This window comes from Nocardia pseudovaccinii NBRC 100343, from assembly GCF_001613225.1.
Lineage (GTDB): Bacteria > Actinomycetota > Actinomycetes > Mycobacteriales > Mycobacteriaceae > Nocardia > Nocardia pseudovaccinii.
In genome coordinates this window covers 1-18,245 of the sequence record NZ_BDBY01000424.1, presented here as the reverse complement: position 1 = coordinate 18,245, position 18,245 = coordinate 1, and the positions used below count along the sequence as shown (strand labels likewise).

The 18,245-nt window shown below is 66.2% G+C and carries 11 protein-coding genes; 5 read left to right on the top strand and 6 right to left on the bottom strand.

From position 1 onward, the window contains the following. From eccCa to NP3_RS51270, 4 genes are all read right to left on the bottom strand, one after another. Positions 1–2,363, bottom strand: a 2,363-nt coding sequence (gene eccCa / locus NP3_RS44600) for a type VII secretion protein EccCa (protein ID WP_063825078.1), incomplete at its 3' end; no start/stop codon positions are given. Beyond that, the gene (eccB, locus tag NP3_RS44595) at positions 2,360–3,916 is read right to left on the bottom strand and encodes a type VII secretion protein EccB (protein ID WP_063047743.1); all 1,557 of its coding nucleotides are present in this window, start codon (positions 3,914–3,916) and stop codon (positions 2,360–2,362) included. The genes eccB and eccCa, both read right to left, overlap by 4 nt. A 4-nt stretch (positions 3,917–3,920) precedes the next feature. Then, the gene (gene eccA / locus NP3_RS44590; RefSeq protein ID WP_063047744.1) at positions 3,921–5,675 is read right to left on the bottom strand and encodes a type VII secretion AAA-ATPase EccA; all 1,755 of its coding nucleotides are present in this window, start codon (positions 5,673–5,675) and stop codon (positions 3,921–3,923) included. 532 nt (positions 5,676–6,207) lie between these two features. Then, positions 6,208–7,188, bottom strand: coding sequence for a C40 family peptidase (locus NP3_RS51270; protein ID WP_063047742.1), 981 nt, complete (start codon positions 7,186–7,188; stop codon positions 6,208–6,210). Positions 7,189–7,395: 207 nt separating this feature from the next. On the opposite strand from NP3_RS51270, the gene NP3_RS44580 reads away from it, so the two are divergent. After that, positions 7,396–8,649 carry a hypothetical protein gene (locus tag NP3_RS44580; protein WP_063047741.1) on the top strand — a complete coding sequence of 418 codons (1,254 nt, stop codon included), beginning with the start codon at positions 7,396–7,398 and terminating at the stop codon, positions 8,647–8,649. Between the two features lie 326 nt (positions 8,650–8,975). Here the strand turns inward: NP3_RS44580 and NP3_RS48745 are convergent, their stop codons facing one another. Beyond that, the gene (locus NP3_RS48745) at positions 8,976–10,886 is read right to left on the bottom strand and encodes a hypothetical protein (RefSeq protein ID WP_063047740.1); all 1,911 of its coding nucleotides are present in this window, start codon (positions 10,884–10,886) and stop codon (positions 8,976–8,978) included. On the opposite strand from NP3_RS48745, the gene NP3_RS48740 reads away from it, so the two are divergent. Further along, on the top strand, positions 10,885–11,046 hold the full coding sequence (locus NP3_RS48740; protein WP_157124973.1) for a hypothetical protein: 162 nt from the start codon (positions 10,885–10,887) through the stop codon (positions 11,044–11,046). The genes NP3_RS48745 and NP3_RS48740 overlap by 2 nt on opposite strands. A gap of 102 nt (positions 11,047–11,148) precedes the next feature. Here the strand turns inward: NP3_RS48740 and NP3_RS44570 are convergent, their stop codons facing one another. After that, complete coding sequence (locus tag NP3_RS44570; protein WP_063047739.1) at positions 11,149–13,071, bottom strand: type VII secretion target; 1,923 nt, start codon at positions 13,069–13,071, stop codon at positions 11,149–11,151. Between the two features lie 185 nt (positions 13,072–13,256). On the opposite strand from NP3_RS44570, the gene NP3_RS44565 reads away from it, so the two are divergent. The 3 genes from NP3_RS44565 to NP3_RS44555 form a co-directional block, all read left to right on the top strand. Next, positions 13,257–14,900 (top strand): WXG100 family type VII secretion target, encoded by a 1,644-nt coding sequence (locus tag NP3_RS44565; RefSeq protein ID WP_063047738.1) that lies wholly within the window; start codon positions 13,257–13,259, stop codon positions 14,898–14,900. Positions 14,901–14,954: 54 nt separating this feature from the next. After that, positions 14,955–15,386, top strand: a complete 432-nt coding sequence (locus NP3_RS44560) for a YbaB/EbfC family nucleoid-associated protein (RefSeq protein WP_063047737.1) — start codon at positions 14,955–14,957, stop codon at positions 15,384–15,386. Positions 15,387–15,532: 146 nt separating this feature from the next. Beyond that, a partial coding sequence (locus tag NP3_RS44555; protein ID WP_218025072.1) for a WXG100-like domain-containing protein occupies positions 15,533–18,245 on the top strand: 2,713 nt, incomplete at its 3' end.

Below are 18,245 nucleotides of genomic sequence, written 5' to 3'. Positions count from 1 at the left end.
AACCGATCCAGCGTGGGTGGTACACCGAGCGGAGGCAGCCACATCTTGTGCGCCGGGCGGCCGTGACCCGCCAATTGCTGCAGTACCGTCTCCATCAGCGTGACGGGCTCGCCGTCGGGGTCCACCTCGGGCGCGACCGGCTCGGGTGCGATAACCGGCTCCGACCGGACATTGATGATCTGGGTGGCGGTGAACTGCTGCGGCGGCCGGTATCCGCCGCCGATCCGGCGCGCGCGCTGTGCGCTGGCCGCATTGACCTGGGCGGGCGCGGCGTAACTGGACCCGACGTAGGCGGCCTGGAACCGCTGCAGATCACCCGACCCGACCCGCAGATATCCCGAGCCCGGCTTCTTCGGCAGATGGTAGGCATCCGCGGTGCCGATGGCATCACGGGAGTCGGCGGTCTGGTTGGTGCGCAAAGCGATTCGATACGACAGATGCGCCTCGAGCTCACCCATCCGGTTGGCGGGCACCTTCTGCGAGGCGAGTAGCAAATGGATGCGCAGCGACCGGCCGAGTCGGCCGATGGCCACGAACAGCTTGGAGAAATTCGGATGCTGTTCAAGGAGTTCGGCGAATTCGTCCAGGATGATGAGCAGCGTTGGTAGCGGCGGTAGTTGAGCGCCCTGTTCGCGGGCCCGCTCGTAATCGGCGACGCTGGCGAAATTGCCCGCGTCACGCAGAATCCGCTGCCGCCTGGCCATTTCACCATTGATCACGTCCTCCATACGAGTGACGAGATCGGCTTCCTCTTCCATATTGGTGACCACGGCGGTGACGTGGTGCAGCCGGTCGAAGCCGAGGAAGGTCGCACCACCCTTGAAGTCGACGAGCAGCAGGTTCAGCACGTCCGGCGAATGCGTCGCGACCGCCGAAAGCACCAGTGTGCGAAGGAATTCCGACTTTCCGGAACCGGTGGCGCCGATGCACATACCGTGCGGGCCCATACCCTCCTCGGCCGATTCCTTGATGTCGAGGAAGACGAGCTGGCTGGTCGGATCGTGGCCGAACGGGATGTTGAGCCTGGCGCGGTCGCTGTCGCGGCGATTCGGCCAGTGCAGATCGACCGAGATATTGCCCGGATCGGAAATGTCGACCATGTCCTCCCAGGAGGTGCCGCCGCTGGCCTGTTCGGCGGCCACCGCCTCCACCACGGTCGACAGACGGTGCGGAGAGAGGTTGCGCGCCAACGCGATTGCCGCTGGCACCGACATGGAATCGGACGTGCCGACCCGGCGCGGCCCACGCGCGGTGATCTCGTGCAGATCCCGGTTCTCGCTCACCGTGAACTTCAGCGCCCGCGGCAGCGTCTGTTCGGCCGCGCCGAGCCGCAGCCAGGTGCAGCCGTCTACACCGGAGATATCGCGCTCATTGGCCGCGCCACCTACATCCACGATCAAGATGTAGTGCGTGCGGTCGAGCGTGGGTTGCGAGTTGGCCGAGAACGGGCCGCGATTCAGACCGGCGAGAACCTTTGTGCGCAATTCCGATACGGACCGGTACACCATCCGGCTCGATCCGATGGCGTCGGTCTCACTCGGATGCTGCGTGTGCGGCAACCACTTCAGCCAGGACCAGTCCTGTCCGTCCGGATCCGACAGCACCGCGGCGATGGCCACCTGGTCGGGCCCGTGCAGGACCGCGATCTCAGCGATCATCGCGCGCACGAGCGCCGCCACCATGTGCGCGTCACCGTCGAATCCGACCTGTGGCGCCGAAAGCAGATTGATCGCGACCGGCATACCGCCGACGGTCGAATAGGCCTTCGCGAACCGGGTCACCTCGACAACGCCCACCGGATCCAGGTCCGAGGTGGGCGCCGCCTCCGGCACGATCACCCGCACCTGGTTGGCGATCCGGCCCCGGCCCACCCGCACCCGCAGGAACTGCGGACTCGCGACCTGCACCTCCCACATCCGGGTGCCGCCGACCAGCCGGGAGATCTCCGCGGGGCCGGGATGGGTGTATCGCAGGAAGGCGAAAAGCTCCGATTCCGCCGCATGAACGGTCTTGCGGTTATCGGCGATAGAGCGCAGATAGTCCTTGCGCTCCTCGTTGAGCGAGGCCGCGTTGCCACCGCCACCGCCCGCCATCGATCCGCCCATCATGCCGAACATCGACACCAGCATCATGACCGGGAACATCATCATCATCGGTGACATCTGCCCGCCGTTGCGGAACATCATCACCATCATTCCGCCCATACCCGCGACCATCACCACGGGCATGATCATTTTGATTCTGGACGGCGGCACCGGTTTGGGCAGCTCGGTGGGCGGCTGCAACCGCAACTCGGTTACGGCGGGCGCCTTGGGACCGCGGACGGCGCGCGCCGGGCGCACGAATCGACGCGTGGTCGTCATGACGTACCGCCGGTCTTCAGGCCGGTGGCCGATTTGTCGGTGGGAATTCCGTCGTGCTGGACGCGGGCATCCTTCTGCGACAGCACCGGACCGACCGCGAACATCGAGACGATGCTCCACGGCGCGGGCACCGGGCTGCGCAGTCCCAGTGCGGTCAAGGTCTGGTTACCGTTGTCACCGGTGCCGACGTCGATGCCGTAACGCACTCCGCTATCGGAGATCCAGTACAGCGATTCGCGCAGCGGCGACGTGGGATCGGCTCCGGTGACCTGTACGAAACGACCGCTGCTGCCGGGCAAATAGGCCGAATCCGCGGTGGCGCCACCCGAACTCGGCGCGGTCACCAGGTCGACGACGCGAACCTGATCCCCGGTCGTCAACGGCAGCTGCCTGCCGACCAGCAGCTCGGTGCGGGCATTCGGATCACCGTTATCGCGTGACCAGTGGTAGCAACTCACCCCGAAACGAGTGGGGTCGACGATCTTGACCGGGCGAGCCGGGTAATCGGCCGTCCCCGGCCAGGCCCCTGGCCGCATATTGGCCGTGATGATATCCGGCCCGACCGCCGTCGTCGCGGGCATACCGTGTGAGTCGGCATTGCGGACAATCGCCGCCAGTACTGCGCTGACCTGGACCAAGCCCGATTGCGATACCAGGTAGTAGGAGGCGCCGCGATCCGGTGTCGACATGCTCAATACCGAACCGACCGTGACCGACAGTCCCGAAGTCAAGGTCGTCGAACCGCCCGCGCCCGGTACATCCGGCACCCGCACCGGGGGCACCTCCGGCGTCGCATCAATGAGTCCGCTCGACGCATTGGGCACCGGCGTGGTCGGGTCGATGCCGAGTGCCAATGTCACCGCGGAGTCGGCGAGGCTGATCGCCGCGCGGACCACACCCTTCTCACCGTCGTTGTACAGCAACCAGGTGTCGTTGCCGTTGCGCACCAGCCGGGCCTCGTCGGCGCCGAGCGTGCGGATGCTGTCACCGTCGACGGTGAGCGAGCCGCCGATCGCGGTGGTCCGGACCGCGGACGAGGCCGTGGTGGGCAGCCCGGTCGACTGATTCACCGGCGCGGCCGAACCGATGAAAGTGGTATCGCAGATCGTCCACGACGAATCCCGGGTACCGCTGTCGACGATGGTGCCCGGCGCCCCGGGGATACCGACCCACGGTCCGCGCGGATACTTCGCCAGCACGTCGCGGGAGACCGGCACCGGATTCTCGGCAGTACCGAGGATCAATCGCGCCGAAGTCAGATTCAGTGCCGGATACAACCGGTTGTTGAGGCGCACGAATAGTGCGCCGCTGTCCTTCTCCGAGACGATATTCGAGTTGCCGACCTGTTTCGCGGGCTTGAAAAACGCCAGCACCGCCGCACCCGCCACCATCACACAGGCCAGTGCGATGCCGATCGACAGTGCGGTGGATCGCCCGCGCTGCGGGTCGTCGACCATCGACGCATCGCGACGCACCAGGGCATGTTCGATACGGCGCAGGAGGAATCGCCAGCCGGATATCTGGTGTTTGGTCACCACCCGGAAACGCGCCACCGGCTCAGCCCGTCGGCGCCAAACCTGCCAGCGCGGCCGTGATGTCGAACGCGTCGATGGTCATCAATTCTTCGTTGCTCATCGACGCGACATCCACATTCTCCTTGGTGAAGCGATAGTCGCGCTCGGCCTCCGCGGCCTCGACGACGTTGCGAATGAAACGACCGTTGCCCGCCAGGTCGATCAGCAGGCGACCGTTCTTGGTCTGTCCGGACAGCTGCTCGCAGCGATCCCGCAGGATCTCCCGCGCCGATTCCGACAGCAGCGAATCCTTTTTGCGCGCAATATGATCGGCGATCTGCGTCAGCTCGTCGGCGCCATAGCTGGAGAACCGGATCCGCTTGGTGAAGCGCGAGGCGAGGCCGTCGTTGGAGGCCAGGAACCGGTCGATCTGGTCCTCGTATCCGGCGATGACCACGACCAGCTTGTCGCGATCGTTCTCCATCCGCGCCAGTAGTGTGTCGACGGCCTCCTTGCCGAACGCGTCACCGCCGGACAGACCCTCCTGGATCAGCGTGTAGGCCTCGTCGATGAAAAGCACCCCGCCGAGCGCGGAGTCGATCAACGCATTGGTCTTCGGTGCGGTATGGCCGAGGTGGGTGCCCACCATATCGTTGCGAGAGACCTCGATCACCTCGGAATTCTTCACCACACCGAGCCCGGCGAAGATCTTCGCGATCACCCTGGCGATGGTGGTCTTGCCGGTACCGGGCGGTCCGGAGAAGATCAGATGCTGCGACTTGGATTCCACGGCCAGACCGCGCTTGGCCCGCACCTGGTCCATCAGCACACCCGACTTCAGCCGGTCGACCTGCTCCTTGACCGAATCCATGCCGATCTGCGCTTGCAGTAGCTCCGAAGCCTCCGTCAGCAGCGTCTCCCGCTCCTCGCGCGCCGCCGATGCCGCGGCCTCGGCGGGATCGGCACCGGTCTTCGGATCCCATTTGTCGGTGCGCGAGGCGAGCAGATCCGGCGTGGTGATCTCCAGCCGATACGACTTGTCCTTGACCGCGCGCTGCCACTCTTCCCGCTCGGTCCACAGGCCGGATCCCTGCAGCCCCTTGAGGATTCGGTCGGCGTTCTCATGATCGCCGTTGTGCCGGTACAGCATGCCCAGCAGGAAGTGCGCATCCGCCCAGAGGTAGGACAGATTGCCCGAAGCGGCATCCTCGGCGATGCGCTGTGCGCGCGGCATGGCCTCGCCCATCCGCCCCAGATGCGCCAGCGATTGGGCGGTCATCAGCTCGGCCGCGATATCCAGCAGTCCGTCCTCGAGCACCGGCTTCGCATTGCGTGCACTGAGTACATCCAGCCACTGCTTGGTCCGGAAGAACAACGACATGCGGACGAAATCGGCCACATCGTCGCTGGGCACCTGATCGAGAATCGCGGCGGCCTCTTGCCACTCGCCGCCCTCGGCGTATGAACACGCCTGCGCGATCGCGATCTGATCGCGATCGGCCATCGCTACCCGCAGCCCGTACATGCCGATCTCGACCTGACACCACAGTGAGCGGTCGACCAGACCCGCGCGCTGCTGGTCCCGATAGAGGTTGTGCACGGAGCGGTAGGCACCGTAGATCACCTCGGAGGTGACTTCACCGGCCATGGCGCAGCCGAGCCAGGCATCGCACATATCCGGATCAAGATCAGTGGCGGCCCGGAACGCGGCCACCGCTTGCTGTTCGTTTCGCACTCCCCCGGCGACCAATCCCAGTGATTGAACACCTGTATAGAACGCGTCCTCGGCCGCTGACACCTGGACATCCCTTCCGCCACTCTCGCCTGCGGGAACCATAGACATTTCGCGACTGCCGCCGTTTCCACCCAATTCCCAGCACTGGGAAGCCTCTTGGGCAGGGAAGATGCATCCCTCTAGACAAGTAGCCGTTATCGATAGTGCCATCATTTAACGGCAATATCAACGGTGAACGCCCCCTCGCCCACACCTTCAGATGCGGTGGGCCCGGCCCCTTCCCCAGGTACGGCCACTGTCGTTCGCGGCGATCAATCATCGACTTGACAGGGTTCTGCGGACTCAACGGCACACTATTGATCGCACCGCTATTTAGCGGTATAGTTAACAGCGGGCTGGCGGTCCTCATCCTGGCAGCCCACAACCTCGAGCGGCGGCCTGGAGTCGCAACCCGGCAACAGGCCGCCGTGCACAACGGATTCCCCACATCCGTGGTGAGTCGCCGAACCCCCCATCCCCGACGGCTCCCCTGGCGGCCGGTGGCACTCAGGCAGCCACCGGCCGCTGTGGTGTTCGCCTGAGGTGTTCGCACACTTCAGATCACTCGCACAACGACGGCGTCGCTGGACATGCGCGACCATTTGACCGTCGAACCCGAGTACGGCGCCTCGATCACCAGCCCGTTGCCCGCCGCGAGCTGGACGTGCTCCGGCCCCCGCGCGCTGAACGAGCTCGCCGGGAAAACCAGGTCGCCGGGCCGCACGTCGTGCGGAGAAATTCGAACACCGGAGTAGATCTGGTCATAAGTGGTGCGGGGCAGTACGACTCGGCCGTCGGTGGCCTGCGCGACGGCATACTGGGTCAGCCCGGAACAGTCGAAGCCGCCGCCGGTCGGACCGCCCGCACCGCCGCCGCCCCAGATGTACGGCGTGCCCAGCCAGGCACTGGCCGCGCTGACCGCCTTGCCGCCGGCGGTTCCGTCCGACGGAACGGGATGCCCGGCGATGGCTTGCAGTCGAGAGGTCGCGCGGCCCGCGGTCCGAGCCGTGGTGCGCGCACGACTCCGGCGCCGACGACGGCTCCCACCGCCCGTCACACGACCGCGCGTGACCTGTGGTGCGGCTGGCGGCATGATCTGAGCCGCCTGGTGCCGCGCCGCCGCGACATCCGCGTCGACCTGCTTGGCGACCTTGGTGATGGTGTTCTGGGCGGCATCGAGCAGCGCCGGACCGCTGAAGCGGGTATCGCCGACCGTCGCGATCGCCTGCAGGCGAGTCTGCAGATCGGCGATTTGATTGTTCACCATGTTCCGGCCGACCATGGTGCCGTCACCAGCGGACGCCACTGCCCGGTTCACGATATTGTCCTTGCCCGCATGGGATTCGGCGACGGATTGATGCATACCGCGCATGTCGCCGTAGCCGACCATCAAGGAACCGCGATGACCGTCCTCGGTGCGGGCGGCAACCGACGACACGGCGGTCGCCATCGTGCTTGGGCTCGGTTGGCCCGAACCGTAGAGTCCGAGTAGGGAGTTCAGAACCCCGTTGAGGTCGAGTGTGAGTTGCGGCGTCATCCGACCGACTCGCCATCGCTCATCATCGACCGCCTTCCGAATCGACGCAGCTGTCGTGTCGCCGACGAAATGTAGAAGCTTCTCGAACTACGAAGTCGCACACGACTATGCGGCAATCTCACCGAGAAACGGAAACGATCCACTTCCCAGTTGCGGGAAGGCTGGACAATGGTGGGCGTCGGGTGGCGGGAAAGGATCTGATTGCGTATGGCGGACGGCAGCACGGAAATCGACCCTGGCGTATTGGGTCCGCTGGCGAACCAGCACCACCAGGTCGCGGCCGATACATTCGCCTGGGCCAGTGCGCCGACCAGCACCACCGATCACACCACCGGTGCCGACAAGAAGCTGCCGCCTGATCCGCAAGGCCCGCCCCCCGGAGGGCAGAACTCACCCGACGGAAAGAATCCGCCCGACGGAAAGAATCCACCGCCGGATAAGGACAAACCCGAGCGCCACGATAAACCGCCCACCACAGCGAAGCACTATGGGCCACCCATCGAACTGGATCCCCCGCCGGGCGCGTCGCCAGCGCTGAAATCGTTTGTCGCCATGGCGGAGGCCGCAATCCAGTCCGCGGTGGATCTGCTCGGGCGTGGTGCTCCGGAACCACCGCCCGAGGTCGGCGATCTGCTGCGGACGGTGGTGTACAAGGCGCTCGGCAAGGGCGAGACCACTGTCGCCTACCAGCAGGCCCTGTCTGCCGTGCAGGCCCGGCAGACCTCACTGCTCCAGTACGACAACGAGGTCGCCAAAACCGCCATCGAAGTGGCCGCCAAAAAGGATGAGACGCTCGCGGCCATCATGGATATCGTGCACGGCCTGCAGACCAAACTGAAGGTGCCGATCACCGGCAAAAACAAGGCCCCGCAGGAAATGAAGCTCATGGAGGAGATCGCCGCGGCGATCGAGCAGGTGTACCGGAAGGTCGAGGCGGTCTACCAGAACAATCAGAACATGGCCGGAAAGGGCGACGACGGCTCCGGGAGTGGCAGTTCAGACAAAGGCTCCTCCGGAAACGGTTCGTCCGGCAACAACTCTTCAGGCGGCAGCGGCGGGTCTTCCGGTGGTGGAGATGGCGGCCTCGGCCAAATTTTCCAGACGCTCGCGATGCTGGTCCCGATGGGAGTCATGGCGGCGACACCGGTGGTCACGGCGCTGATGGAGAACGAAAAAGAACGCAAAGAAAAGGAAGAAGAGAAAGCCAAGGCCGAGCAGGCGGCACAGAGCGCAACCGCGCCTGGGGCACAGGGCGCAACCGCGCCTGGGGCACAGGGCGCAACCGCGCCTGGGGCGCCGGGCACCCCAGGCGCGACGACGGCGCCGACCGACCCCAACGCGGCGGCCACCGCGCCGACCACGGCTGCGCCGGGAGTCACCGCACCTGCGACCACCCAGCCTGCCGCGACACCGAGCGATCCGAGTGCGCCCGTGGCCGTCACGCCCACAGCCCAGACCTGAGGACCTCAGCCCGGCCCCGGGCGCCTAGTGCCCCGTCCAGATAGGTTGCCGCGCTATCCGATCCGGCTCGCTCGCCGAGCGCAGTCGAAACGCGGCACGACACGCCTCGCGGCACCGCCATTTGACTGCGCTCGACGGACCTCGACTACCTCAGAAGTTAGCTGGACGCGGCACTAGCCCGGGGCGGGAGGCGGGGTTTTGGCTGCCAACCGATCGGGTGCAGCCCGAGACATGTTCCGGCAAGGGCTTTCGCCGTCACGATGCGGACGTGCCGACTCCTGGATCTCGCGGTGCAAGTGGACTCACCCCACCGCGAGATGAGGTTCTCAGGCCTGGGCCGTGGCGGCGGATACCGGCGGCGGCGCCGAGGGTGCCGTTCCTGCGCTGGTCACCGGTGGTAGCGCGGCTTGCTGCGTGGCATTGCCGGTGCCATCGAGTCCGGTGGGGTGCTTGAATGTCATGAAGCTGCCGAAGCTGGCATCCGGTGGAGACGCGGTGTCGAGCGGTATCGCGCCTCCACCCACAATGGCGAATATCTTATTGTGCTCGTCGACATAGACCAGCGCGCTTCGGTGTTCGAATTGCACTACGTCCCCGGTCCTTACTTGGCCCTCCCCGATATTCGCCCACGGGCGGGTGTCGGTTTCCTGCCCGGCCGTGCCGGTATACGCCGCGTGCGCGTCGGCACCGTTCGGATCGTTGATCGCATGGTTGAAGGCTTCGGCGAGCGTCCCCGCTGGCAGCTTCACATCTCCGAGACCGGGGATTTTCGCGTCGACCATCGCGCTCGGATTCGCTGACACCGGTGTGGCCGTAGCCGCGGAAACCGCACTGTTCGCCGCATTCGTCAAGGTCTGCGGATTTGTGGCAGCCGCCGTCGCCGCAGTCGCCGGATTGTTCCCGGCCAGCTGCGAGTAAGGGTTCGTGCCGTTCTGCACCTGTTGCGGCAGATTGTACGGATTCATCATCGAGGACAAAGGGCTCTGCCCACTCCCGTACGGATTATTACTCATTCCGTACGGATTGCTCATACCACCTGAGCTACCACCGGACCCACCGCCGCCTGTCGACCCACCACCGGTAGCCGCGCTTTGGATCTGCGCAATGGCACTATCGATCTTCGATGCGATATCCGAACCCGTGCCGGTGGATCCGGTCGTGTCGGTGGTGTCCGTCGTGCCGTCGGCACCGGTGAGCTCGTCGGAGGTAGTCAGACCGTCGTCATCGCCGAAGGCGCCATCGCCGAGGCCGTCCAGGCCCAGTTCCTTATTGAAGTCGATGGGGTCGGCGTCCGCGGTCGGGGTGGGGGTCGGAGTGGGAGTTGGAGTCGGCGTCGGCGTCGGAGTTGGGCTGGGGGTCGGCTTGGGCGCCGGCGGATCCTTGACGTCATCGCCGCCCTTTTCGTTGGCGTGGTACGTATCGCGGATCTGCTTCTCGATAGCGGTGATCTTGGTGGTGAGCTCTTTTTGTATCTGCTGCTCATAATCACGCCGGATGCGATAGTAGTAGCGGTCTTCCGGGGGCAGATGCGCCCGCATCTGCGGCGTTCCTTCCACCTCTTTCCGCTCATAATTCTCGGGCTTATCGGCACCGTTCAGCAGATCATTCAGCTCGTCCCGGGCGGTAAGGGTATTCCGAAAGACGTCGGTAGATCGGACCTTGGTATCGTACGCCGTAGCGTCGATCTTCTTGTCCAGGTCCTTCAGATCGTCCTTGAGCTTGCCGATGTCACTGACTTTGCTATTGTACTTTTCGACCATATCCGCACTGTCGTCGAAATCCGGCAGACCGTTGTTGTGCAGCCACTTCGAAAAATCGGGTACATCCTTCGCATCGCCGGAACCCGCCAGATCAACCGCCTTCTGCAAGCTGTCCTGACCGTGGTCGATCAGGAATTTCGATCCCATCGACTGATACTTGGGATGGTGCAGAACAATAAGCTCGAAATGCGGTTTGAGATTTCCGGGGACTATTGTTGCTACATCACTGCCATTGTAGGAAGTTTTTATGCTGCCATTGGCCCCCAGAATTCGATCGAAAGCCATCGATTCCAGGTCACTACCGGCACCCGAGTAGCCCCACATCGGCTTGTCGTTGGCATCGGTCAGGAGATAGTCGCCGTCTTTATTCCGGGAGAGAGTGTAGACGACATTACCGTCATCATCCTTCTTTGTGATCTTATCGCCCGGTAGGAGGGTATACCCGGCATTGATCCGGTCACCCGCCTTTCCATACATGTCCGCGTTTGTCAGAGTGGGTGCGGAATCGCTCGGCGACGTCGAGGCCGACGGCGAACTGGTCGTCGTCGGCGAAGGCGAACTGGTCGTCGTCGGCGAAGGCGAACTGGTCGTCGTCGGCGAAGGCGAACTGGTCGTCGTCGGCGTTTTCAACGTCTGATTCGGCACCCCGTTCACGTTCGTGAATGTCGGGTCCGCCGGGCTGTATGTCTTCGGTGTCGATGTCGGTGTCGGTGTATCACCCATGCCCGCGATATCCCTCTCAGGCCGGTCCGGTTACGCCCGGTGGTGCCGAATCGGGCGCGGCGACCGCACCCGTGGGTGGCCCGGCCGTAACGTTCGGGGCGGTAACGGTCGGCGCGGAAACCTGGCCGACGCCAGCCGCCGGACGGGACACCGTATCGTCCACCGACGTCGAAACCGCCGCCGGAATCTCCACGAATCGTGGATGTTTCACGATCTGTTCATGCGCGTAGACCGCGTCGCGCAACTGCTGGCGAGTGGTTTCCTCGGCCAGCAGCAGGACCAGCTCATTGCACCGGCGCTCGAATACCATCGCGCGCAATCCGCCGTCCGCATCGTCGACCCGCAAATCCCCGGGCTCGACCCGGCCGACATCGACGCGGCGCGGCATGATCGAGGCCGCGAGCAGATCGTCGGCGTCGCGCAGTTCGTCCCACCAGGATCTCGGGATGTCGCGTCCGGATTGGATCGCGCCGAGAATGCGCTCCCGCACTCCGCGCGCGCCCGCACCGTCCGGCGGAAGGTCGCGAATCCGGCTCACCTTGGCGTGCGCGTCCGCCGCCAATTCGATGCACCGCGCGCGCAGACCGGAATCCGGTACGGCCGCAATCTGTTCCAGTCCGTCGATGGAGCCGGCGAGCCTGAGCCGATCGGCGGTGTCGGGGGTCGGCACGCGCAGATCGACATCGTAGGACGGTCCGACCATGCCCTCCATCGACACATCGTTGAACCGCGACCGCAGACCGGAATCGATCGGTCCGGACGACACCACCGCCGATAGCGAGGCTCCGGCCTTCGCGCCCCAGGCCAGCCCGAATTCCACCAGGATGCGCGCCGGATCGGATACGCCCTCCCATGGCGATGCCGCATCGGTGGAACCGGCGCCGAGCAGTTCGTCCCACAGCCATGGTGTGGACACTTCGCGCGGCAGATACAGGCCAGCGGGGAACCAGCCACGGCCCTCGTTGGAGGTGATGAATACACCGGCGCCACCCGGACCGCGCATCACCGCCACTGCCCAGTGCAGGCCGAGGACCGACGAGTCCACCGCCGCCAGCACGGCGCCGAGCAGGGTGCGCGCGACCACCAGATCGTTGTCGACGGCATCGCCGACCACGTACGCAGGCGCGGCCTCCTTGTCCTTCGCGGAGGCGACGGCCGACGAGAACGGCGTGGCCATGGGGACGGGCGGCAGATCGCCCGCGGCGGACACCCGCGAGGACCGATCGTCCGCTCCCGGGCCGGACGGGCCACCACCAGGTCCCGCGGCGACTGGCGGCACGACGCCACCGGGCGTTGTCACCGTTGGACCGGTCGGACCGGGGGGACCGGAAGGTCCGCCGCCGGGGCCGCCACCGGGGCCACCAGGGCCACCGGGCGGCACAGCGCCCGCCATCGGCGTCGATACGCCCGTCCCATCTGGGCCGGTGGGCGCCGCACCGTTCGTCGTCGGGGCGCTGACGGCCGGGCCGACACCGACCGGTGAGTCGTCCGAGCCGTGGGTGGAACCGGGCTGCTGGGTACCGCCGGGCACGTTCTCGGACGGACCGGCGTTGACGGGCGCGTGCCCGTTCGGCGAGGTGCCGTTCGGCAGCGGCGAGGTATGCGGCTGGCCATGCGCGCCGGAATCGTCCATGATCCGGCGGATACCCGCACCACCCTGCAGGTCGGCTTCTTCGAATGCCCGAGCGGCCCTACGCAAATCGTCCGCGGTCTTCTTGTGCTCGCCCGCCAGCGCGCGACCGGCGCGTTCCCGAGCGTCGTAGTAGCCTTCCAGGGCTTTGTGCACTGGGTGGGCGATCGCGCCGTAGCTGTCCGGAAACGCCTTCAACCATGCCTCGGGCTTCTTGGCCCATTCGAGCGTATCGTCATGGACCCGATCGTGCTGATCCGCCAGCTGATACAACACCTGAGGGTCGATTTCCATGCTGCCGTCCGGCATATGCAATCAAATCCTTTCCCGCCACCCGACGCACACCATTGTCGATCCTTCCCACCGTTGGGGATGCCGGACAACGTCCTCGTACTGGGAAGACTCGACAATGGACGGCCGAATGGATTCGGATATCCCGCGCCCGAGGCGGATTGCACGAGTCCGATCAGCACGAGCACACCTAGGAGATCGACGTGGCCGAATCGCTATGGGCCGATCTCGACGCCATGCGCGCCTCCTCGGCACAGCTCGATGGGGTCGCCGACGAGGTCGCGCGAATGGTGGCCGACCTGAAGGCCGATCTCGCGCGCGAAGGCGAGTTCTGGGGTAACGACGATCCCGGAAAAATGATTGCCGATTCGTATGTGCCCGGCGCGGACCGCGCCATGGAAGGTATGCAGAATCTGGTCGAAGCGGTGCGCGCGATGCAGAGCCAACTCGCCAGCGCGGCCGAGACTTTCGCACAGCAGGACCTCGGCGGCGCCGAACACATCGACAATGCGAACCCGACCACGCTCACCACAGATCCCGGCGGATACGATCCGGGTGGATATCGAACTCCGATTTCGGCACCGATCACCGCACAGCCCACATCGCAAGAGTCGGTACCCGTATCGAATCCCGACCCGGCCACCACCGATCGTCCGAAGGTCGACGACTCGGCCGCGCAGCACAACTCCGGGCAGTCCCCCTCCGCACAGTCACCATCGGCGCAATCCGCTACGCCGCAGTCGGATTCACCAGCCGATGGCAATGGGCGTAACCAGGACACGGGCGGAAACGGTGGGACCGATGGCTCCCCGGATCCCACCGGCGATCCCGAATCCACCGGCGATATCGCCGCGCCCGGCAGCACCGGCGCAGCTCCCGCCGCGAATACTGCCGCAGCGAATCCCGCCGCCAGCGCTGCTCCGCGGGCGAATCCGGTGTCCGCCAAGGAGTCCGGATCGGCCGCGCGGACCGCGGGCACACCCTGGTCCGGCAGTCCGGCGAACACTCCGTGGTCGAAGTCCCCGGCCGCGTCGTCTCCTGCCTCTACCCCGTCGAACGGCGCGCCACCACGGGTTTCCCCACCGCGCCCCGGTGGTCGCCCGGGTACCGACAAGGATGCGACGGACAAGGGCAAACAGAAGCGCACCGCACCACAGCGCGCCGTGGCGCGGCGGGCCGAAACCGATAGCGAGGCGATGCGGATCGCCATTGAGATGGCCGCCCGGCACAATCTCGAGATCCGCGGCTTCGAGACGGCGGGAATCCACGAGACTACGGTGCGCGCGATGGCCGCCGCCCTCGACGCCCTACTCCATCGATACACCCTGCCACTGCACGGGATCGAGATCACCGATCTGGCCGGTGACCCGTCACGTGTCGAGAATCGAAACACGGCAATGGAATCCGATGATCCGGCGCCGTGGATCGTGCTGGATCGAGCGGCCGCCGCGAATTCCCACCTGCCGGGCGTCACGGCATCACCATCGCCGATGGTTGGCCAACCGGAACGACCGATGTACGCGACGATGATGCGCGCTCTCGGTGGTGTGCTGGATGTCTGCGGCGGATTCCAGGCGCGCGCCGAGGCGCAGCGCGCGCTGATCACCGAGTATCTGCGTATTAACGGCGCCAAAGGCGACACGCTCGCACGGGTGGTCAGCGGCTACAAGCAGTGGCGTAGTGCGTTGAGCGAGCACTGCTTCCGCAATGGCGTATTCGCGCCCGCCGCGGCACTCGCGCAGGCCTTCGCCGCCGTCGAGTTGGACGGCGAGGCGGCCAGCGGACCCGCGAAGGCGCTGCATCGACTGCTGGTGACGATGGCGAAGGCATCCATCTTCGACGAGTGATGAGCGGTGGGTACACCACCGGCGACAGAACCGGTGTCTAGAAAGGAGATAGGCGTGGACCGATGGAAGAGGGAAGGCCTGCGGTCGGCCAACAGCGGATTGCGCAACCAGATCGAGCATCTCCTCGACAGCTACGAGCAGCAGCAGCCTCGGCTGGCCGAGGTGTTCCGGCAAATGGAAGCTGTTCGCGCACAAGCGAGCTCACCGGATCAGTCGGTCGAGGTGGTCGTCGATGCCAACGGCGTGCTCACCGATCTCACGCTGACCGCCGCCGCGGTGCGAAAATCCCCCGACCAGCTCGCCCGCACCATTCTCGACGCGGTCCGGGAGGCGGTCGGCCGAGCCCGTGAACAGCACACGGCGCTGACCAGTCCGGTCGGCACCGAACTCGAGGACATGCCGGATCTTTCCGATATCGCCGATGAGGCGCCGAACCTGCGCGAAGTCCGCGCTTTCTTCCGTGGCGAGGCGAACCAGGCGGACTAGGCGTCACCGCGCGCGGTGACGCAGCGCTATCCCCATACATGGGAACTCGCCTGGGAATAGGTCAGAATTGGGCGTGCTGGATCGGTTGCTGGTGGAGATGGCGGGAGTTTCCTGGGCGCGCGGGGTGTGACGGGGTCAGACCGTAGATGACGCTGACTCTTCCGCCGGGGTTGCCCGCACCGGTATTCGACTGTGTCGCCGGGCATTTCCCGCGTGGCGATGAAACCGCGGCCCGACGCACCGCCGACTACTGGTCCGACAAAGCCGAGCAATGCCGCGGCTACGCCGACCACCACGTGGCCCTCGCCGCACGCACCGACAACGAACTGCGCGGTGACACCGGCACCGCGATCGCCAAGAACCACCTCGACCTCGCCGAGAAGTTCCGCTCACAAGCCGACTTCATCGACACCCTCGTCGAAGAACTCTACGAAGCCGCCAACAACATCGAGAACCAGAAATGGACCGTCATCGGCTTCGCGACGATCCTGGCCTGGCAGCTGGCCCGCGCCGCACTCATGTTCTCCCCCGTCGGCGCCGCCATCGAGTTCCGCATCGACCGCATGGCCACCGACACCGCCTGCCAGGTCGCCAAACGCCGATTCATGATCTTCCTGGCCGGGCAATCCGCCAAATACGCCACCCAACGCGGCACTATCGTCCTGGCCGGCAAAGCCATGTTCTGGGGAGCAGCGCAGATCGGCGGTATCAGCGCCGCCGTCCAAGCCGGACAGATCCTCGCTGGCAACCGTGAGTCGATGGACTGGAAGTCTGTCGGAATCGCCGCCGCTGCCGGTGGTGTCGGCGGCGGCGCGGGCGCGGTCGCCGGGGCATGGGTCGGTGGACGCTGGATCATCCCGAGCACTGTCGCCCGCGCCGAAGCAGCCACCAGCACCGCCGGGCGGGTGGGGTTCCAACTCGCCGGGACCTCCCTCGTCGGCGCGTCCGGCGGCCTCGTCGGCGGCATCTTCGGCGCCCTCACCTCCATCCTGCTCTCCGGCCAACCCATCACCACCAAAGCCATCACCGAAACCCTCATCCCCGCCATCACCGGCGGCTTCCTCGGTGCCGCCGCCCACGGCGCCGCCGAAATCCGTAGCAACACACGGACACCGGAGACCGCGGTACCCGAGGTCACCGCGCCCGCCGACACCGCAGCCAACACCGGCACCGGCCAACGCCCGCTCACTCAGGCACTCGTCGACGCACTCGCCGACCACGGCATTCTCACCCGCGACTTCGACCCGGCCGACCCGGCCGGGTCCCAGCAACAGCAACTCAACCAACTCGTCACACTGCTGCGGCAACCGGCGAAGGACTTCAACACCGCACCCGCGCCGTTCATGCGCGAGGACTACAACATCAGCATCTGGAAGCCCAAGGATCCGCAGAATCCGCTTCCGGATGTCGTCAACAACACCCATGTCGACGAAATCCAGCACCCCGCCGCCGTGGTGGTGGCGAACGAGGCACCGCGTCTCCAGAACGTATACGCGCCTCACGTCGCTGGCACACCCCCGATAAACACCCAATCCCCCAGCGCGCCAGCACAATCCGCTAATCCGCAAGCTGGCGACGGCCCGGTTAACCATGCCGCTGACGGTGGCCCGCGTCCACGCGCCGCGGATCCGGCGGCGAGTGGCCAGCGGCCGACCCCGCACCCCGCCGACAACGAACCGGTCAACCTCCGTCAGCACTCCGACGAACCAGCGGCGGGCAGCCAGCGGCGGCATCCTGGCGACAGCGAACCGCCCAGCGCCCGCCAACATCCCGACGAGCCGACCCCGCAACCGATTCGCCAGCCCGATCCCGCGCCGAAGGACCCCGGCACCTCGGAGCAGCCGGTTGCCGTCGGCCCCCGCTCGGCGCAGGATCCCGCACCTGCTCCGGTACCGCACCCCGCCGAGGGCCAGTCGGCCGATGTCCGCACCACGGACGAACCAGCGAGTGGATATCCGGCTCAGCAGGACCGCCCCACGCCGGATGAGGCCGCCGTATCGGACAGTCAGCGCCCACCCGGCACCGACGGTGCCCGGCCCCATCCCGCCGACAACGAACCGGCCGATGCGCGCGCCCATGCCGACGAACCCGAGGCCCAGCCGGAACCTCAGGACGGTCCGACGCCGGATGAGGCCCTCGTATCCAGCGGACAACACCCAGCCGACTCCGATGCCGCTGACGGCGCACGACCGCACCCCGCGGACTCCGACGCCGTGGACGGCCCGCGATCGCACCCCGCCGACTCCGACGCGGATAGTGAACAACCACAACCGGTTCCGGCCGCGGCCGCGCCCACCGGCGCTCGTCCCGCCGACGCGGCGGCGGTCGCCGCTCGACCGGCCGATGCCGCGCATCCCGCTGATGGCGGTCCGGCCCGGTCCCGCCAGGACAATCCGGCAGGACCGCAGCGACGAGGCCGGGACCGCCAGGCCACGCCGGATATGGGAACACCGCGACGCGGTGGTCGTCGCCGGGTGGTGGCCCCCGAGATCGGCACCCCACCACCGGATCTCGCCATAGCGGTGCCACACGACCAGCACACGAACCCTGCCCTCGTGAATGCGTTCGGTCCGGACAAGGCGGGCTGGGTGGCACAACGCCCCGCCGATTCGCCGTCGAACCGGCCAGCGGTCACGGCCGATGCCGACCCCGCGGCAACCTCGGGGCGCTCCGGCACTACCCACGACCCCAACGCCACCTCGGATCACACCGGCGCCCCCGAGGTGCGGCCCGAACCCATCGATACGGCGACGGACGGGCAGCGGCCGACGCAGCATCCCGCCGACGACAATCCAGCCAGCGTCCACCTCGACGAACCAGTTGGCGAACGACCGGCTCAGCACAACGATCAGGCGACCG